Below are 17,473 nucleotides of genomic sequence, written 5' to 3' on the forward strand. Positions count from 1 at the left end.
AATATGCGTGCACGAAGGCGCGCTGTGACGGTACGGTGCTTGACGCGAGTATGCGTTGGGGCCGCACGGCATGCGGGAACACGAGGTGGGTGGGCGTGGCGAAGGTAGGACATTCCGCAGGCGGTTCCCGTTCCCGGACCGGGGGCGCCGTTCGATCACGGGTGGCCGGTCCCGGTGCGGGAAAGGTTTCCGGCGCGAAGCCGAGTCCGGAGTTGACGGGAAGGTTGGAACGGCGGAAGGGGCCGGCGAAGGTTCCGCTCAATACCCGGGTGCTGGCCTCGACGGAGGCCCGGTTGAACTGGCTGGTGAAGGATCGGCAGTCCACGGTGACCAACGTCGTCGATGTTGCCCTGCAGGAGTTCTTCGACCGGTACAGCGTCCCGCAGGTAGATGTCGACGGCAGGATCGCCGAGCCGGAGTCATGAGCGGGGCGTGGGAGCAGATTCCTCTGTTCGGGCTACCCGAGACCACTCTGACAACGCCCCCCGAGTCCGCAGATGACGCCGCCGTCGCCGACACCGCCGAAATGGCGGGTCCGGAGCTGGTCGCACCCGCAGAATCCGAATCACACTCCCTGTCGGACGTCGCCGACGACACCGTGATGCCGCAGTCACCCGAAACGCAGTCCCCCGTTGTCGCGGCCGACGACTCAGCCGAGGCCCCCGCAACGCCGACGCCGGTGTGGGAGACGTTGCCGGCCAGCGACGACGCCGACGGTCATGCGGTGATCGTGACCGCAGCCGGGTCGTACTCCCCGTCCGGGCGGGAGCTGACCGGCCCGGTCGATTCGATCGAGAAGCTCGACCAACTGATTCGCTGGGCCGCCCTGACCCCTCTGGGTGCTCCCGCGCAGGTATGGATCGTCGGCCAGGGCGCGTGCGAGGCGTTGGGGTGGGTGATCGACCCGGGCAGCGAAGACGACTTCGACGACATGGAGGCGCTGCGCACCCGCGCAGCCCAGGAACTGACCGCGGTCCTGCAGGCCACCCTGACGCCGATGCTGAGCGCGGGGTGGGAGTTGCGCGGCGATCCGGGACACGTGGTGCACCTGTCCCGGACGGTCGGCAAGTTCACCTCGATGGTCGATGTGGTGATCGAGCCGTACGTGTGGACGTACTGGAACAAAGACTTCGGCTGGAACAATCGGGTCGGGGAGATGGGTATCCTCGGCTCGCCCACGGCCGGAACGTATCTCCCGGATGACGACCTGTCGGCGGCACGTGAACTCGGGCGCCGGCTGGCCTGGTGCGCCAAGCACCTCGGGGTGCTCCCGGGACCAACGCCTGCCCGCACCGGCGCCGCCCTCGTCGACAAGATCAAGCGTGAACGCACCCGCAGCGGCAAAGGCATCGTCGTCACCACCCCGGGCTCGGTCCCACCGCTGGACGGCCCGCCGCGGGGCGATCTCGAACCTGCTGTCGGCTGGACACGTGTCCCCGACGAACAGGACCTGGTCAGGACGTGCCGGTTGGTGTCCATCGACCAGCGGGCCGCGTACCTGGCGTCGGCCGGAATGCTCGAATTCGGCTACGGGCAACCGGCGCATCTGACCGGCGGCGCGGCGGCCGCGGCGGCGGTGGGGGACAAGGGTGCCCCGTTCGGGCTGTGGCGGATCACCCTGCCACCGGGAAAGTCCCTGTCGCTACCCGAGAAGTTGCCATTGCCGCACCCCCACATGCTTCCCGACCAACCGATACAGACCTGGGTAACCTCGGTCAGCCTCGACGGGCTGTGCGCACCAGTGGCCGACGGCGGGATCGGCGCCGACCGGGGCGACCTCGACATCACCGAGGCCTGGGTCTACCCACAGCAGGGCCGCGCCCTCGACAAGTGGGCGAAGATCCTCCGCGAGGCCCGCAAGGCCGCGGTGGACACCGACGACGTGGTGACGAAACGGTTCATCGGCTCCTGCTACAAGGGCTACATCGGGCGAATGGTCAACCCGGACATGTGGACTGCGACCCGTATGCAACACCACCACCAACCTTTGTGGCGGGCGGCGATCATCGCGCACTGCCGGTGGCGCGGCCGCCGCGTCGCGATGCGGATCGCCCGCGAGAGCGGTCGGTGGCCGATCCGCACCGTCACCGACTCCTGGGTATACCTCCTCGCCGGCGGTGAGGACATCGCCGACCCGAGCGCGGCACTGGGAAAGATGTCGGTGGAAAAGGACACCATCCTCACCGACACACTCCTGTCCGCCATGGTGTCGGCGCAGGATGTGCACGAGGTGAACCTGGCAATCAATGCGGCCTTCGCCGACGAGAACGACGGGGAGGGGGTGCTCTGATGGCCCTGCACCTTCCCAAACCTCGCACCACGAAGCCGCCGCAGCAGGCGGTCGGCCTCGACGGCCTCAAGGTGAACGTCGCCGATGCCGCGACCAGCGGTGTGGAGAAGTCGAAGCAGGTCAAGAGCGGCGGACTGGCCGGGCTGACCAGCAAAGTGTCCGTCACACAATTACGCAGAGAGCTCGGCAACGAGGGCCTCCGGCAGGCCGCGATCGATGCCGGCCGCACCCCACCGTCGGACCGGACGTTGCGGCGGTGGGCGCAGCAGGGCCGCATCCCCCACGCCGACGTCCTCGAGCGCGCGCAACGCCGCGCGGCGATCGAACGGTTGGGTGGTATCGATGCCGTCGCACAGAAGATCGGGCGGTCCCGCTCCGCCGTCTCCCGGTACCGGTCCGGGGACACGAACGAGTTGCGTGCCGATGCCAGCAAGAAACTCAAAACCGTTCGGGCGCAGGACATCATGGCCCGCGCCGGGGTTCTGCGGCCGGATGGCACCCCGAAAAGGGCGGTGATCCGGGTCCGGGGTGGTGTGATGGTCCGCAACGGCGCCGACGTGGGATACGACTACCGGGTCCGGACCCTGGATTTCGCGAACTCCGACACCCCGTTCAGCAGTGACGAGTCCCGTGAACTGGCCGCCGCCCTGGCGAATGACGATCACGCCCGCGTCGTTGCGCTGCTGGAGCGGCACGCCACCCTCGACTACCCGGAGAACAAGGGCTTCGACACCTACAGCGACCAGTTCGGATTTCACTTCGACCACATCGACTCGGTCCACATCGACTGGATCTAACCGCTGTGCCTTGCCATTGGGGCGACGTCCGGTGGTGTACGGCCGGGCATCGGGGACCTGGGTGGGGAGCCGAAGGCTGTGGTGACGGAATTGAGAACCCGTGCTCGGTCGCACAACCGATCGGAGAACCGCATATGTGCAGGGCTGAGGCGGTCGTAGGCCGACCGGGAAGGAGTCGGTGCCGTCCGTGGTCTGCACTTCTCATATCGGTGTTCCACCGTGTGCGTATTCTCGCTGGGCGCAGGCAGTGGCGACAGGTTCGAGGCGCTCGCCGCTACGTCCGGTGGTCCCGGCCAGGAGGTGAGGTCGGCGGTCCGATGTTCGCCTGCCACACGTCGCCCTGAGGGTGCGGAGGAGGTCTGCGCGGGGTGGCTGGCCGTGGTGGGGAGGGAGCACCTCGGGGTTCGGCTTGTTGTATGACGCAGCGTTTCATGCTCCTGACGTGGCCTTTACGCCCCAAACGCTTTCGGATTGAGCAGTGAAGTCGATGAATCGTGGCAATGCACATACGCCGATCTGGGCGCACTCGGGGCCATGGCCAGGCAGGTGGTCTGTGTGGGCGATCCCAGTCAGATCGATCCGGTGGTGACCGGCGACGTGTCGCGATGGGACGACAGCGATACCGCCCCGAACCTGCCGGGACCGATCGCGTTGCAAGCCGCACACGGCGACGCGGTGGGCGTGGTCCGGCTGCGCCACACCTGGCGGCTCGGACCCGGCACCACCGCCCTGATCGGGCCGTTGTTCTACCCCGACCTGCCGTTTACCTCCCGCCGACCACCGGAGCACCTGACCGACGCTAACGGAGTCGTGCTGCCCGAGCTGGCGCACCGCGCGGTCACGGTTTCCGGTGGCCCGTCCGATCCGGCGCTGGTGACCGCGTGCGCACAGCGGGCGCGGGAGCTGGCGGGCGCGGAGCTGGTCACCGCCGAGGACCAGCGACCGATGAGCGCCGCCGATATCGCGGTGGTGGTTCCCCACGTGAGCCAGGCGGCGGCGATCCGCGCCCTCCTGTCCGATCACCCGGACGTGCTGGTCGGCACGGCGAACTCTCAACAAGGGCTCGAGCGTGCCGCTGTGGTGGTGCTGCATCCGCTGGCCGGATACCGCACCACCGAACCGTTCAGCCTCGATCCGGGCCGCGCCTGCGTGATGCTCTCCCGCCACCGCGCCCACATGAGTGTCGTCCTCGATGACGCGAGCGCCGATGTACTCGCGCACACCGAACCCTGCACCGCGCACGCCACCAATACCGCCCTGTTGGCCGCGCTGCACCGCACTCCCGCTGTGTAGCAACCCATCACAAGTGGTGATCGCGTGGTCCAACACCGGAGTGACTTTGGTCGGTCTCTTGAAATCACGTGATGGCGGCTCTATCGGCCTACGACACGCCGGTCAGATCTGAATTCGTTCCGTACGCCATCTTCATGGACGCAACCTGCCGGCTCACGCCGGGCTCAAAGCGGGCAGTGTCCCGATCACTGCCGTCCGATCATCGGTGTCCGTCGGCCATGAGGTTCGGGTACTACGCCTTTTCGAGGAACTGACTGACATCGTTTGTGACGGTTTCGTGTGCCTCGAGCATGGGCCAGTGTCCGCAGTCGTCGATGATATGAACTATGGCGTTGCCATGTGTCGCAGCGATTTTCTGGCTTTCGGCGGGGGGGCCGATGGGGTCGTCGGCTCCGGTGATCAGCAGCAGTGGGATCCCCGGATCGATCTCGTCAGGCCTCCCTGCAGAGGCGAGGGCTTCGTAGCTTTGTGCGTATCCTTCTTGGTCTTGGCTCAACATGAGGCTCCGAACAAGAGCCGCTGCGACTGGCTTGTCTCGCCGGGTGGCAGCGGATGTTGCAATGGTCAGAATCTGTGTTGCGGCGGCGCGGACGGAGCTGGAGGTCTTCCTTGAGCGGTTCGAGTGCGCCGTTGATGACTCCGGTGTCGTATCCGAAGAGCAGGCCGCCGAAGGTGGCGACGACGGCGATGATGCCGAGTCTGTGCGAGTGCGGCCCGGGGGTATCGGCAGGCAGGGACGGGGCGATAGTTCGAGGTAGATCGCTGGCCATGAATATCTCCTGACGTGCTTGCGTGCCGAACACATCCTGTGTGAATGTCCGGACAAGAGTGGTGCAGTGTGACCCCGGACACAATATTCACCTGCGCCATCTAGACCGCTTAAGCGCTTAAGTAAAGCGCTTAAGTAGTACTATGAGCTGGATCGCCAGCTGTGTCAAGCATCACGTCGACGCGGCCAGTGCGGTCGAGACTCCATATGGGGTGAAAGCATCGTCCGAGAACAGTGGAAAGGGATGCCGTGAACAGTGTTGGTTCCGCGCGTACCGCAGGCATGGCGCGTGCACGTAAGCCCACAATGGACGACGTTGCTGCACGCGCAGGCGTATCCCGCACACTGGTCTCGTTTGTCATGCGGGGAAAGCCCGGGGCCGGGGATGAAACGCGCCAACGCGTGCTGGAGATCGCCGCGGAACTCGGGTACAAACCGGACAGTGCGGCACGATTGCTGGCCCGCGGCCGTAGTGGAACGTTGGGGGTGCTACTCGACGTCCAGCAGCCATTTCAGGCCGACTTGGTCACGCGGATCTACCCGGTCGCGAAAGCAGCCGGGTACGAGGTGTTGTTGTCGGCGAGCGCACCGGGGCGCAACGAAGCCGAGGCGATCGAATCCATGCTCAGTCATCGTTGTGAAGGTTTGATTCTCTTGGGTCCGAGCTCGGGCCAGGAGTACCTCGAAGAACTCGAAGATCGTGCAGTGGTGGTGGTGGTGGGAAAACCGATGCCGCCCAGCGCATTCGACACTGTACGCAGCGCCGACGAGAGCGGAATTCGTCAGTCGGTCGATCACCTCGCCGAACTCGGTCACCGCACTATTTATCACATCGGTGGAGGCTCGTCACCTGGCGCGGCCGCTCGAAGTGACGCCTACATTGCGGCGATGCACGATCGTGGCCTGGACGAGTTCATTCGGGTGATTCCCGGGCCCCACGACGAGGCTGCAGGTGTGGCGGCGGGACGTCTGATGCTCGAGGAGGGTGCGCTTCCCACCGCGGTATTGGCGGGTAACGATCGGTGTGCGTTGGGGCTGATGGACTCCCTGGACCGAGCGGGCGTCGATGTCCCCCGGGACGTTTCGGTGGTGGGTTACGACGACAGTGAGATTGCGCAGCTGTCGCGGATCGATCTGACCACGGTTCGTCAGGACGTCGATCGGCTTGCCGAGAACGCGGTCAACTTCGCGGTGAAGCGTCTCGAGGACGACTCCGCGGCCGCTACGGATGTCGTCGTGGAACCGCGCTTGATCGTGCGGGGGAGTACCGGACGTGCCCGGTCCGTTCAGCGTGAGCGATCTCTCCGTCGGCGCGTTCTCGATCGGTGAGGTGCAGGGCCTGTCGTGGAACGCAGGCTGAGGCGCGGCCGAAGAACTACCGATGTCGGGTGGGTTCGTCTGTCGTCGAGCCGTTCCAGGACGGATGACACTGCGCGTCTGGCTTGTTCTCGCGGATCCTGGCTCACTGACGTCAACGCGATATGTGCCAGTTGTGCGAGCGGTGAGTCGTCGTATCCCGTGATCGACATGTCGGTCGGTACGTCGATCCCGGTTCGTTGTACCGCGTCCAAGAGTCCGACTGCGCAGCGGTCGTTGACGCACACAACGGCAGTCGGTAGGTGGACGCGATCCAGCAGCGTCGCCGCTGTAGTCGAACCCGCCGTTTCGGTGAAGCCGCTGGCGACGATCTGCGGTTCCAGTCCGTGGCGGGTCATCGCTCGGCGGTAGCCGGAGGCTCTGTCTGCTCCGATTGCGCCACTGCCCGAAGCGTGGACGATGTTGCTGTGTCCCAGGGAGACAAGGTGGTCGACGATCATCCCGACCCCGCGACCGTCGGCGGTCCGCACCACATCGACGATCGTCCCTGGTAGACGCCGGCCCACGCTGACCACGGGCGCACGTTCGTCGATTGCGCGGAGCGTGGCGGAGTCCAGTTGTGGTCCGAGGAGGACGAGCGCTTCGCATTGGAACTCGAGCAGCATGTCGATGGCCTGGGCTTGGGTGCGCGTGGCTGTCACGGGTCCGAGCACCACGTCGTATCCGGCTCGTTCCGCGTCGTCGACGAGAAAGTCGACCAACTCTGTGTGAAACGAATTCCTGATCTCTGCCATGACGCCGATCAACTTGGTGCGGCGAAGGGACAGGAGGGAGGCTGCACGGTTGGGGCGGTAGCCAAGTTCGTCGGCTACCGCCATCACTCGCTTTCGCGTCGCTTCACTGGGGCCTGCGACGTTGCGGAAGACCATCGACACCAGCGCTTTCGAGACGCCGACGCGATCGGCGATGTCCTGCATCGTCGTTCGCCGTAGATTGCGCTCGTCGATGTCGATCTCCTTCCACGTGCTGGTCTGGTGGTTCATTTCGTCACTGGGCTTGACCGGGGATGTGATGTGGCCGATAGTAGACTACTAAAGCGCTTAAGTAGACCGATCTAACCACGTCCGACTTGTGGGCACACCGTTCTACGGCGCTCGGTGATGAAGATCGATCAGTCCAGTGCCATTCACGACGAAGGAAGTAACGATGAAGCTCGGCGTTTACAACGCAATCCTGCACGACAAGAGCCTGCCCGAGGCGCTGGAGACCATCGCTTCCCTCGGCCTCGAAGGCATCGAGATCAACTCGGGCGGCTTCCTGCCTCCCGTTCACATCCCGGTGGCTGATCTGCTGTCCGGCAAGGTGGCGCCTGCCGAGTACCTCGCGGTGTTCGAGGGAACGGGCGTGTCGATTGCAGGTCTGAACTGCAACGGCAACCCGCTGCATCCCGATCCCGAGGTCGGCCCGGAAGACGCCGACGACCTGCGTAACTCCATCAAGGTCGCCGGACTGCTTGGTATCGACCGGGTCGTCACCATGTCGGGTCTGCCCGCCGCACATGCCGGCGGACAGTGGCCGGCCTGGCACGTCAACACATGGGATTCGGGCTACCTCGACTCGCAGGACTACCAGTGGGACGAGGTAGCGGTCCCGTTCTGGACGGAGATCGACGCCCTCGCCCGCGAGAACGACGTCAAGGTCGCCATCGAGATGCACCCCCAGAACCTCGTGTTCAACCCGCCGACGCTCAAGCGCCTGGTCGACAAGATCGGCGCCACCAATATCGGCGCCGAGATGGACCCGTCGCACCTGTTCTGGCAGGGCATCGACCCCGTCAAGGCGATCGAGTGGCTCGGCCCGTTTGTCTACCATGCGGCAGCGAAGGACACTCGCATCAACAAGAACTGCGAGATCTACGGAGTCCTCGACGATCGCTTCACCCGCATTCCTGCGGACCAGAACCCGACTGGGCTCGGCGGCAAGCACGTCGTCAACAAGTGGCCCGAGGATTCCGCGTGGGACTTCGTCGCCGTCGGCAACGGACACGACGTGGAGTTCTGGACTCGCTTCCTCGCCGCCCTGCACAAGGTCGACCCCAACATGGCCGTCAACATCGAGCACGAGGACACCGCATACAGCGCACTCGAAGGACTGCAGATCGCAGCCGACACCCTATTGGCAGCCAAGAAGTCGGCCGGAATCTGACGCTTCGACTGTCCGAGCGTGCTCGGTGGTTCCGAACGCCGACGAGGAAAAGATGACTATCTCCAACATATCTCGACGAAATAGCGGTCTCCGTACTGATGCGGCGGTTCGCTATGAAGTGATCGACGGTGGCAAGCTGGTCGATTTCTCCGTCAGCTGGGCGAGCCGTACTGCGGCCGGCCTGCCGTGGAGGTCCTCGTCTAATTCTCACCCACGGTACGGAACTACCGAGGCACGACTGCAGCGCGCGCACTCGGCGAGCGCCTCGTACAGTATCGGAACCTTCAGCGGGCCACTCGACGCCGGAAGTCTTGCAGAACCCGCAGATTGCTCTGTTCGCAACAGAGTCCGGCCGACACGTCGACGTCGAGGTGTCGTCAGTACCGGCATCGCCTTCGAGGTGTGTACAGGGGGCGTCGCCGAACGCCGAAGCGCCATGACCGGACCCGACGTCGGGTTAGGTCCGCAAGACCGTCCCGGGTACGTGGGGCGGCACCATCGCACCTCGGTCGTCGAGAGTTTCGGGCGGGCCTACGACGCGGAGTTCAGCGATGGGCCGGCGCAGAACAAAAGGAAGCCAATCCGGTGTCTTCATCGACGGCTCAGGAGCCGGGGACGGCTACGCGGACGCAGCAGTGTGCGCTGCAGGTGTGAAAACCCTCGGATCCGGGGAGCGAGTCAAGGTCGAGGCGGTGCAGCGATCGAGCATCCCCCGCACATGATGTGCGATCGCAAGACACGCGAGCTCGATCTAACACCGAGAAAGAGGATTCGACGATGACCATAAGCTGGGCAACCTACTCTTACGACGGCCACGTAGTCGTTGTGACCGGAGCTGGATCAGGTATCGGTCGGGCGATCGCCGTAGCTTTCCTTGAGCAAGGCGCGACTGTCTGTCTGTTGGGTCGCTCACAGGAGGCACTCCGTGACACGATCGCGCGGTTCCCTGCAAAACGTACCTTTGCGGTTCCGGCTGACGTCACTGTGCAGGCGGAAGTCGACAGCGCTGTTCAGTCGATACTCGACCGCTTCGGTCGGATAGACGTCGTGGTGAACAACGCAGGGCTGAGTGAACCGAGTGTGATCGACGACTTCGATCACCAGGCATGGGATCGTATGCGCTCGGTCAACCTCGACGGATTCATTCATGTTGCGCGCGCCGCGGTTCCGATGCTGGAAGCCACAGGTGGAAACCTGATCGCGATCTCGTCGGTAGCAGGACTCGGTGGCGACTGGGGCCAGTTCGCGTACAACGCAACCAAAGGCGGCGTCAACACCATGGTGCAGAGTCTGGCTTTGGACCTCGGTGGCAGGGGAATTCGAGTCAATGCAATCGCCCCCGGGTTCATCGCCACCAGACAGACGCAGTCCCGACTCGACGACGCCGACTTCTCGAATGCACTGATGAACCGAGTGCCGATGAACCGGGCTGGCGTTCCGGAGGATGTTGCGCGACTTGCATTATACCTTGCCAGTCCGGACGCCGGCTACATCACCGGAGCGATCATACCCGTCGATGGTGGTACGACGGCATCGACGGGAACGCCACGTCCGCTACGGCCGATCCATTACCAATAACGATTCCATTTCGGTCTTCGAGCAGTACTTGGACCGCGTACCGCGTCCTACACTCCGAGGGCAAGGACCGTAGACACGGATGCACCCCTTCGCTGGCCTGATCGCTGCGAGTTCGTTGGGTGGCATGGCCCGGTGTGTGGGCATGGTTGAGCGGCCGACCTCTCGTGTCGGGTTGTTCCACTGAGGCTTTCGCGTCGAGGCCGGGCAGGTGTCGCGGGCGTTGGGCGAGGATCGGCTGTGTGCGACCGAAGGTGTTGTCGAACAGGTTGCGCCACGCTGTTTCCCGCGGCCAGTTCTGCGGGAGGTGCAGCGTCAACCGTCTCGCCGAGGAGGCGACGCGTGCGGGGACCGAGACAATGGTGCGGCGGAGGGTGCCGGTCGTCGCCCTCGTGAGCTTCGGATCGCCGGTGAGGGTACCGGCGGCGCGGGTGAGACTGAAGGCCATCACCGCGCAGACGAGCCAGGCGGCGTTCGCGGTGAACCGGCCCGATGTGAGGTGCGCGAGGGCGGAGTTCTTCAGATCCGCGTGCAGCTGTTCGATGACGGCGTGCTGACGGTGGGTTTTGTGGGCGGCGACGGTACCGAGGTCGTCGCGGTCGGTGGTGGCGGCTGAACGCGTGGAACCGCCACGCCTCGAACAACGTGCCCTGGCCGTGGTCCTTGGATTGGTCGCCGGTCGGGGATTCGGCACCACCAGCCGCCCGGGGTTCTGGTGGGTTTTCTTCTAGGAGGCGAACGCCGTGACACGGTATCTCGGCGACCTCGGCACGCGAGATCCAGGTGTCGGTGCCCTCGTCGTAGACGGCGTCGGTGTACTCGATCGGCGTCCACGCGGACTCGTCGTCGCCGATCGATGCGATCGCACGTTCGACGGTGGCGGTCAGACGCACGGTCACCGACACATCGGCGCCGGCGCGAATCGCGGCCCCGATGGCGGGATGGCCATAGAACGCCGAATCGCCTCGGACCAGAACCTTCGGCGCCCTGGCGCCGCCCGCCCCGCCGACCTGGGAACGCAGCCGGTCGACGGTCGCCAGCGCATCGGCGACCATCCGGGCGGCCCCACGTGCGGAGCCGCATGCCCCGCGCCGCAATCGCTGTCCGATGATCACCGGCGCAGCGGTCTCCGTGGTGACGGTGGTGATCAGGGCGTTCAACTCGCGGACCCCGGAGTAACCGTAGCCGGAGCCCTGCTTGCCGTGCCCATGCACCTCGATGATCGAATCGTCGATATCGACCAGCACCCGCCCGGTGTCGATACCACCGACCAGGGACGTTCCGTCGTCGAGAGCGCACAGGAACCGCGACGCGACGGCGCCCGTGTTGCCGGACGTGCCCGAAGCTGAACTGGCGAAGAAACGATCCCAGCGTCGACGGTGCATAGGGGCGGTCGCAGACGGTCCCCATCGTCCCGTGCCGCAGGATCGCTAGGTCGGCGATCCTGTCGGCGCCGGCGACCATCCCACCGATCAGGGACCCGATCTTGTAGCCAGCGTTGGCACCTTTGTCGGTCGGCACGCTCAGATGCTCGTCGGCGAGGGTGAGCAGGCCGCTGGCCTGCGCCAATGCCATCGCCGGGACCAGCCCCCCGGCCGACATCAGATTCGGGTCGTCGAACCTCGCCGCGGCGACGGGCCGGGTATGAGATAGTTGCATGTGCGAGATGCCCTCCGGTGCGGTGTGAACTGATCCCTAGACAAGATCGATTCTTCCACTACAGCAGGGCATTTCGCCGTTAGTACCCGCTCAACACCCCAACCGAATCGGTGTATCCGGGGTAAGGACCCGTGTCCCCAAAATTATGCATCCACGGCGTGTGAGCGACTACAGCGAGGATGCCACCCGTTGAAGAACGGCGATGGTAGTTGAAGAACGACGATGGTAGGAGCCAGGCGCCCTCCCCGTTACGAGGCCTTGGTTTCGTAACGCCGGCTGGACGGTCGATGCGTGTAGTCGAGCAGTCGCTGGCGTTGATCGGGTTCGAGGCCGTTCGCGGCTGTGCTGGTGAGTGCTCGAGCGAGACGGGAACGGTACAGGTCGGCGGTCAGTCCGAAGGTGACGAAGATGTCGACGGTCGGCGCGCCGCCGTAGGGTTCCCATTTCGCCGCGAAGTCGAGCAGATCGACCACGTCGCTCAGGCCGATACGGCTGGCGACCGGTCGGGTGCAGGAGTTGCGTCGCGAGCGGGAGGTGCTTCGGGTGGTCATGCGGTGATCACTCCGTGTGGGTCGATGACGAACTTTTCGGCGACGCCGCCGTCGAAGCGGGCATAGCCGGTGGGTGCGTCGTCGAGTGAGATGACGGTGGCGCCGACGGCGTCGGCGATGTGCACGCGGTCGTGGAGGATGGCGACCATCAGGCTGCGGTGGTACGTCATGACGGGGCACTGGCCGGTCGCGAACGACAGGGATTTCGCCCATCCCGTGCCCAGGCTCAACGACAGTGCGCCGCGCCGGGCGGCGTCGTCGACCCCGCCGGGGTCGCCGGTGACGTAGAGGCCGGGGATGCCGATGCCGCCGCCGGCGGCGGTGATGTCCATCAGGGAGTTGAGGACGGTTGCGGGCTGTTCCTTGTCCGCGTCGGCGCCGTGTCCCCTGGCCTCGAAGCCGACCGCGTCCACGGCACAGTCGACCTCGGGGATCCCGAGGATCTGCTCGATCTGGTCCTGCGGATCTCCCTGTGCGACGTCGACGGTCTCGCAGCCGAATGACCGGGCCTGCGCGAGCCGGTCGGCGTTCATGTCGGCCACGATGACCACGGCGGCCCCGAGTAGCTGGGCACCGACCGCTGCGGCGAGCCCGACCGGCCCGGCGCCGGCGATGTAGACGGTCGCTCCCGGGCGCACTCCGGCGGTGACGGCGCCGTGAAATCCGGTGGGGAAGATGTCCGACAGCATGGTCAGGTCGAGGATCTTCTCCATCGCCTGATCGCGGTCGGGAAACTTCAGCAGGTTGAAGTCGGCGTAGGGAACCATGACGTACTCGGCCTGCCCGCCGACCCAACCGCCCATGTCGACGTACCCGTATGCCGACCCGGGCCGGTCGGGGTTGACGTTCAGGCAGATCCCGGTCTTGCCTGCCTTGCAGTTGCGGCAGCGCCCGCAGGCGATGTTGAACGGCACGGAGCACAGGTCGCCGATCTTGACGAATTCGACGTCGCGGCCGACTTCGACTACTTCGCCGGTGATTTCGTGGCCGAGGACCAGACCTGCGGGGGCGGTGGTGCGGCCGCGAACCATGTGCTGGTCGCTGCCGCAGATGTTCGTGGTGACGACCTTCAGGATTACCCCGTGTTCACACTTGCGGCCTACGTTCGCGGGATGCACGCCGGGTCCGTCCGTCAGCTCGAGTTTGGGGTACGCGATGTCGCGGACCTCGACCTTGCCGGGTCCGACATAGGTGACCGCTCTGTTCGACGCCATTGCCGTGCTCCTTCGTTCGGAAATTCGAGAGATGGTTCGGGTGCTCAGTGGGCTGCGACGGGGTCCAGGCGGACGACGCGGCCGCCGATCATCCATTCGGTGAGGTAGAGGGTCGTGTCACGGACGGTGATGCCGTGCGGACTGTTGAATATTCCTTCGGCGAGCTCGGGCGCGACGGTCTGCCCGGTGTCGTCGATCCGGTTGGGCCAGCCGGGACCGTCGTGGTCGCGCAGCGACGACCCGATGTGGCCGAGGTAGTCGTCGCCGTCGAATATGGCTAAGGCGCCGAATAATTCGGTGACGACGAGGTGCCCCCGGTAGTCGACCATGCTGGACGGGCTGTCGACCACGTCGGTGGCGAGGGTGCGCAGGTACGTGCCGTCGAGACCGAAGACGACGATGCGGCGGTTCGACCGGTCGGCAACATAGAGGACCTTCTCGGCGCCCTCGGTCCGGATCAGGATGCCGTGCGGGCAGTCGAATCGGGTCCCCGACTCGGTGCCGTCGAGAGTGGTGAGGAGGACCCTGTCCGCCGAGTAGCGGTGTATCAGGCTCTGCCCGTAGCCGTCGGCGACCCAGACGTCGCTGCCGGGGTCGTCGGTGTCCACGAGGGCGACGGAGGTGGGACTCCACGGCCCGAACGCTGCAGGGGCGTCGAGTTCGCGGACCACGCGCCCGTCGAGATCGAGTGCGACCACCCGTCCGCGCGCGTGGATTTCGTCGTAATCGGGGGTGTCGTGGACAAAGCGGTGACCGTTGTCGGCCGCCCACACCACCATTCCGTCGTCGGCGGTGGTCGCGACGGTGAGGCAGTGCATCTCCGTCAGGGGGGTGGTGATGCGTGTGCTGTCTCCGGTCTCGCTGATGCGGATCAAGTCGCGGCCTTCGGGGTGGGCGACCAGCAGCGAGCCGTCCGGAAGGGCGGCGATTCCCGAATGAAGCCAGCCGGTTCCGCCGTCGTGCCCGGTGGGCACTCGGGTCCAGCGGAGCGGGGTGTCACCGATGGCGAGTGAGGTCAGGTTGCGGCGGGTGCGCACAGGGGTCGGCACGGGGAAATCCTCCGGTGGTGAAGGCAGGCGGGTATCAGGTGGTACTAGCGCAGGAAGTGCTTGAAGTTGACCGTCGGGTCGGCGAGTGCGGCGGGGTCTGCGACGACCCGCTTCGCGATGGCCATTTCGGCTAGGCGAATGTCCTTGGCGACGCTGTTTCCGGTGCCGACGGCGGCGGCGGAGACGAGGCGGCCGGTGCCGTCGATCCCGTACCGGATGTGCACGCCGTCGGGGCGCGAGCGCACGACTTCGGTGGCGGCCTCGGCCGGCAGCCCGGCGACCTGCAGGCTGACATCATATTGGTCGGACCAGAACCAGGGGACGGCGTCGTAGGTGCGGTCTCCGCCAATCATGTTGTGGGCGGCGACGACCGCCTGGTCCTGGGCGTTGCGCCAGGCCTCGAGCCGGATGCGGCGGCCTTCGTAGAGCGGGTGCGGGAACGAAGAACAGTCGCCGGCGGCGAAGATCCGCGGATCGGACGTCGCGAGGCGGTGATCGACCGTGATGCCGTTGTCGACGTGCAGTCCGGTCTTCTCTGCAAGCGTCGTTTCGGGTACGGCGCCGATTCCGATCACCAGGATGTCGCCGTCGACGGTAGTGCTATCACCGAGGGTCACGGTGGTGCCCGAACTTGTCTCGGTGATCTCGGTGAGGGAGACCCCGCACCGGACCGAGACTCCAGCCTCGACATGTCGGGCGTGGACGAGGGCGGCGACTTCGGCGGGGACCGCGCGGCCGAGGAGACGGTCGGCGACCTCGAGAAGAGTGACCTCGCAGCCGAGGGAGCGGGCGGCGGCCGCGAGTTCGAGTCCGATGAAGCCACCGCCGATCACCGTGACACGGGTCGCCGAGCGCAGCTGGGTACGCAGGCGGAGGGCGTCGTCGTGGGTGCGGAGGGTGTGGGCACGGTGGAAACCGGCGGTCATCGGCAGCATCCGCGGCGTCGCGCCGGTGGCCAGTAGCACGCGTTCGTATTCGATGCGCTCACCGCCTGCGAGGACGACCTCGCGCTGCTCGCGGTCGAGGTCGGTGACCTCTACGCCGGTGTGGTGAATGATATCGAGGTCGCGTAGCGCGGCCGCGTCATAGGCGGACAGGGGCACCGGGTCGTGGTCCGCAAGCAGAGCCGCCTTGGACAGGGGCGGCCGCTCGTACGGCAGATGCCGTTCGGCGCCGATCAGTTCGATCCGCCCGTCCCACCCGCCCGCACGCAACTCGGCAGCAGCCCGCGCGCCGCATTCGCCTGCGCCGACGATCACCATCGCAGGCATGTCAGCTGATCCCGATGTGGACGGTGTCGGAATCGTCGACCTTGACCGGGTAGGTGCGCAGGTTCTCGATCACCGGTGCGCCCTGCGCTTCGCCGGTGGCGTACTCGAAACGTCCGTTGTGCTTGGGGCATTCGATGGTCTTGCCCATCACGAGGCCGTCGCAGAGAAGTTCGCGTTCGTGGGTGCAGTAGCCGTCGGTGGCGAAGAATTCGTCGTCTGCGGAGCGGTATATCGCGTACTGGTTGCCGGCGTGCTCGAACGGGATGATGTCCTCGGTTTCGATGTCGTCGGCCTGGCAGGCGGGGATCCAGTTGGTCATGGTGGTGGCCTTTTCGTGCGGGGAGACGGAGCGTTTCGGGGTGAGGTGGGTCAGACGGCGACGGCGCGGTCGTCGGCGGGGGAGGGGGTCGGCTCGTTGTACGGTGCGGCGCCCTCAGGGAGTTCGCGGCGTACGTAGTACGTCTGGTCCTTCAGCTGCTGGAGGATGGCCGGAATGATCTCCTTGTACGCCGCCCACATCGACGGGTACGGCTCGGCGCAGTCTTTCTTGATCTCCTCGTGCAATTCGGCGAGTCGATGCGAGGGGATCATCGGGAACATGTGGTGCTCGACGTGATAATTCATGTTGCAGTACAGGAATCGGTTCAGCCGGTTCATGTAGACGGTGCGGGTGTTGAGCCGGTGGTCGAGGACGTTCTCACCGAGGCCCGCGTGCTGGGTGAGGCTGTACACCCAGAGCATCGAGGCACCGTAGGCGCGGGGCAGTCCGATCAACAGGGCGGGAACGATCGAACCGGTCGCGACGCAGCCGGCGGCGGTCGCGCCGTAGATTCCGAGCCAGATCCGGGCGGTGCGGTATACCTTCGGTCGCTCGGACTCGGGGACGAACGTCACCTCTTCCTCGTCGAGTCTCCCGGCGGCCCGTGTCAGCATCTGCTTGAATGCGGTCGGCACGTCGATGAGCCCGATCATGTTGGCCGCGATCCGCGCCAGCCGGGCCGGACGCATCGCCACGATTTCCGGATCGCGACCGACGACGAGGGTGTCGGTGTGGTGGCGGGTGTGACTCCAGCGCCACACCGTCGGGTCCTTCATCATCATGAAGGACGAGATCTGGTACACCGCGTCGTTCTTCCAACGGGTGGCGAAGAACGTGCCGTGGCCGGACTCGTGCCAGCGGGCATCCGATGCCGAACCGTACAGAACCCCGTACGCGGCCAGCGCGGGGAGGGCGGCCCAGCGCTTGCCCTTCGACCAGGCCAGTGCGCCCGCCGCGCCGGTGACGGCGAGCGAGCCGAGCCAGACCGCGGTGTCCTTGGTGGCCGACTCGTCCGAGCGACGCATCAGTTCCTTCATCCGCTTGCGCGGGACGGCGCTGCGGAACCAGTTGCCGCCGGACAGGCCTTCCTCGACAGCCTTCTGTCCCTCCGGGCCGGTCAGGTCGTAGCGGGCCAGACGTTCGGTTCCCATGGGACGACCACCT

At 65.8% G+C, this 17,473-nt stretch carries 14 protein-coding genes and 3 pseudogenes; 7 read left to right on the plus strand and 10 right to left on the minus strand.

Annotated features, from left to right (window positions below; translation table 11 throughout):
- Window positions 1–50 precede the first annotated feature (50 nt).
- From ROP_RS40585 to ROP_RS35135, 4 genes and pseudogenes are all read left to right on the plus strand, one after another.
- Window positions 51–425 (plus strand): hypothetical protein, encoded by a 375-nt coding sequence (locus tag ROP_RS40585; protein WP_050785164.1) that lies wholly within the window; start codon window positions 51–53, stop codon window positions 423–425.
- Window positions 422–2,290 (plus strand): hypothetical protein, encoded by a 1,869-nt coding sequence (locus tag ROP_RS35125; protein WP_015890735.1) that lies wholly within the window; start codon window positions 422–424, stop codon window positions 2,288–2,290. The genes ROP_RS40585 and ROP_RS35125 overlap by 4 nt, the downstream gene beginning before the upstream one ends.
- On the plus strand, window positions 2,290–3,087 hold the full coding sequence (locus ROP_RS35130; protein WP_015890736.1) for a hypothetical protein: 798 nt from the start codon (window positions 2,290–2,292) through the stop codon (window positions 3,085–3,087). Before ROP_RS35125 ends, ROP_RS35130 begins: the two co-directional genes overlap by 1 nt.
- 483 nt (window positions 3,088–3,570) lie before the next feature.
- Window positions 3,571–4,380: pseudogene (locus ROP_RS35135) on the plus strand (helicase); the annotation flags it as partial.
- Window positions 4,381–4,612: 232 nt separating this feature from the next.
- Here the strand turns inward: ROP_RS35135 and ROP_RS43265 are convergent.
- Both ROP_RS43265 and ROP_RS44410 read right to left on the minus strand, forming a co-directional pair.
- Window positions 4,613–4,879 (minus strand): alpha/beta fold hydrolase, encoded by a 267-nt coding sequence (locus ROP_RS43265; RefSeq protein WP_015890738.1) that lies wholly within the window; start codon window positions 4,877–4,879, stop codon window positions 4,613–4,615.
- A 94-nt stretch (window positions 4,880–4,973) separates the two neighbouring features.
- Window positions 4,974–5,150, minus strand: a pseudogene (locus ROP_RS44410) (MFS transporter); the annotation flags it as partial.
- 281 nt (window positions 5,151–5,431) lie between these two features.
- Here ROP_RS44410 and ROP_RS35145 point away from each other — a divergent pair.
- Window positions 5,432–6,478, plus strand: a complete 1,047-nt coding sequence (locus ROP_RS35145) for a LacI family DNA-binding transcriptional regulator (protein WP_015890740.1) — start codon at window positions 5,432–5,434, stop codon at window positions 6,476–6,478.
- Here ROP_RS35145 and ROP_RS35150 read toward each other — a convergent pair.
- Window positions 6,436–7,509: a LacI family DNA-binding transcriptional regulator gene (locus tag ROP_RS35150; protein ID WP_015890741.1), complete on the minus strand. Its 1,074-nt coding sequence runs from the start codon at window positions 7,507–7,509 to the stop codon at window positions 6,436–6,438. The two genes, ROP_RS35145 and ROP_RS35150, sit on opposite strands and share 43 nt — an antisense overlap.
- Before the next feature lie 163 nt (window positions 7,510–7,672).
- Here ROP_RS35150 and ROP_RS35155 point away from each other — a divergent pair, with 163 nt between their 5' ends.
- Window positions 7,673–8,671: a sugar phosphate isomerase/epimerase family protein gene (locus tag ROP_RS35155; RefSeq protein ID WP_015890742.1), complete on the plus strand. Its 999-nt coding sequence runs from the start codon at window positions 7,673–7,675 to the stop codon at window positions 8,669–8,671.
- Between the two features lie 777 nt (window positions 8,672–9,448).
- Entirely contained in the window at window positions 9,449–10,249 is an 801-nt protein-coding gene (locus ROP_RS35160) for an SDR family NAD(P)-dependent oxidoreductase (RefSeq protein ID WP_015890743.1), read from the plus strand.
- A gap of 226 nt (window positions 10,250–10,475) precedes the next feature.
- Here the strand turns inward: ROP_RS35160 and ROP_RS41685 are convergent.
- The 7 genes and pseudogenes from ROP_RS41685 to ROP_RS35195 form a co-directional block, all read right to left on the minus strand.
- A pseudogene (locus ROP_RS41685) lies at window positions 10,476–11,905 on the minus strand (IS1380 family transposase); the annotation flags it as partial.
- 248 nt (window positions 11,906–12,153) lie between these two features.
- The gene (locus tag ROP_RS35170; protein ID WP_015890747.1) at window positions 12,154–12,456 is read right to left on the minus strand and encodes a hypothetical protein; all 303 of its coding nucleotides are present in this window, start codon (window positions 12,454–12,456) and stop codon (window positions 12,154–12,156) included.
- Window positions 12,453–13,670 carry a formaldehyde dehydrogenase, glutathione-independent gene (gene fdhA, locus ROP_RS35175; protein WP_015890748.1) on the minus strand — a complete coding sequence of 406 codons (1,218 nt, stop codon included), beginning with the start codon at window positions 13,668–13,670 and terminating at the stop codon, window positions 12,453–12,455. Before fdhA ends, ROP_RS35170 begins: the two co-directional genes overlap by 4 nt.
- 44 nt (window positions 13,671–13,714) lie before the next feature.
- Window positions 13,715–14,719: a hypothetical protein gene (locus tag ROP_RS35180; protein ID WP_148222540.1), complete on the minus strand. Its 1,005-nt coding sequence runs from the start codon at window positions 14,717–14,719 to the stop codon at window positions 13,715–13,717.
- Between the two features lie 44 nt (window positions 14,720–14,763).
- Complete coding sequence (locus ROP_RS35185) at window positions 14,764–15,990, minus strand: NAD(P)/FAD-dependent oxidoreductase (RefSeq protein ID WP_015890750.1); 1,227 nt, start codon at window positions 15,988–15,990, stop codon at window positions 14,764–14,766.
- A 1-nt stretch (window position 15,991) separates the two neighbouring features.
- A complete protein-coding gene (locus tag ROP_RS35190) occupies window positions 15,992–16,309 on the minus strand; it encodes a MocE family 2Fe-2S type ferredoxin (protein WP_015890751.1) in 318 nt (105 codons plus the stop codon).
- A 50-nt stretch (window positions 16,310–16,359) separates the two neighbouring features.
- Entirely contained in the window at window positions 16,360–17,460 is a 1,101-nt protein-coding gene (locus ROP_RS35195) for a fatty acid desaturase family protein (protein ID WP_015890752.1), read from the minus strand.
- Between the last annotated feature and the right edge of the window lie 13 nt (window positions 17,461–17,473).

The sequence above is a fragment of the Rhodococcus opacus B4 genome (genome assembly GCF_000010805.1).
Lineage (GTDB): Bacteria > Actinomycetota > Actinomycetes > Mycobacteriales > Mycobacteriaceae > Rhodococcus_F > Rhodococcus_F opacus_C.

Bases quoted from the DNA above. Each gene is read 5' to 3' on its own strand.
- ROP_RS35195 (WP_015890752.1), bottom strand. From the start codon at position 17,460: ATGGGAACCGAACGTCTGGCCCGCTACGACCTGACCGGCCCGGAGGGA.
- ROP_RS43265 (WP_015890738.1), bottom strand. From the start codon at position 4,879: ATGTTGAGCCAAGACCAAGAAGGATACGCACAAAGCTACGAAGCCCTC.
- ROP_RS35150 (WP_015890741.1), bottom strand. From the start codon at position 7,509: ATGAACCACCAGACCAGCACGTGGAAGGAGATCGACATCGACGAGCGC.
- ROP_RS40585 (WP_050785164.1), top strand. From the start codon at position 51: ATGCGTTGGGGCCGCACGGCATGCGGGAACACGAGGTGGGTGGGCGTG.
- ROP_RS35125 (WP_015890735.1), top strand. From the start codon at position 422: ATGAGCGGGGCGTGGGAGCAGATTCCTCTGTTCGGGCTACCCGAGACC.
- ROP_RS35185 (WP_015890750.1), bottom strand. From the start codon at position 15,990: ATGCCTGCGATGGTGATCGTCGGCGCAGGCGAATGCGGCGCGCGGGCT.
- ROP_RS35190 (WP_015890751.1), bottom strand. From the start codon at position 16,309: ATGACCAACTGGATCCCCGCCTGCCAGGCCGACGACATCGAAACCGAG.
- ROP_RS35160 (WP_015890743.1), top strand. From the start codon at position 9,449: ATGACCATAAGCTGGGCAACCTACTCTTACGACGGCCACGTAGTCGTT.
- fdhA (WP_015890748.1), bottom strand. From the start codon at position 13,670: ATGGCGTCGAACAGAGCGGTCACCTATGTCGGACCCGGCAAGGTCGAG.
- ROP_RS35130 (WP_015890736.1), top strand. From the start codon at position 2,290: ATGGCCCTGCACCTTCCCAAACCTCGCACCACGAAGCCGCCGCAGCAG.
- ROP_RS35155 (WP_015890742.1), top strand. From the start codon at position 7,673: ATGAAGCTCGGCGTTTACAACGCAATCCTGCACGACAAGAGCCTGCCC.
- ROP_RS35170 (WP_015890747.1), bottom strand. From the start codon at position 12,456: ATGACCACCCGAAGCACCTCCCGCTCGCGACGCAACTCCTGCACCCGA.
- ROP_RS35145 (WP_015890740.1), top strand. From the start codon at position 5,432: ATGGCGCGTGCACGTAAGCCCACAATGGACGACGTTGCTGCACGCGCA.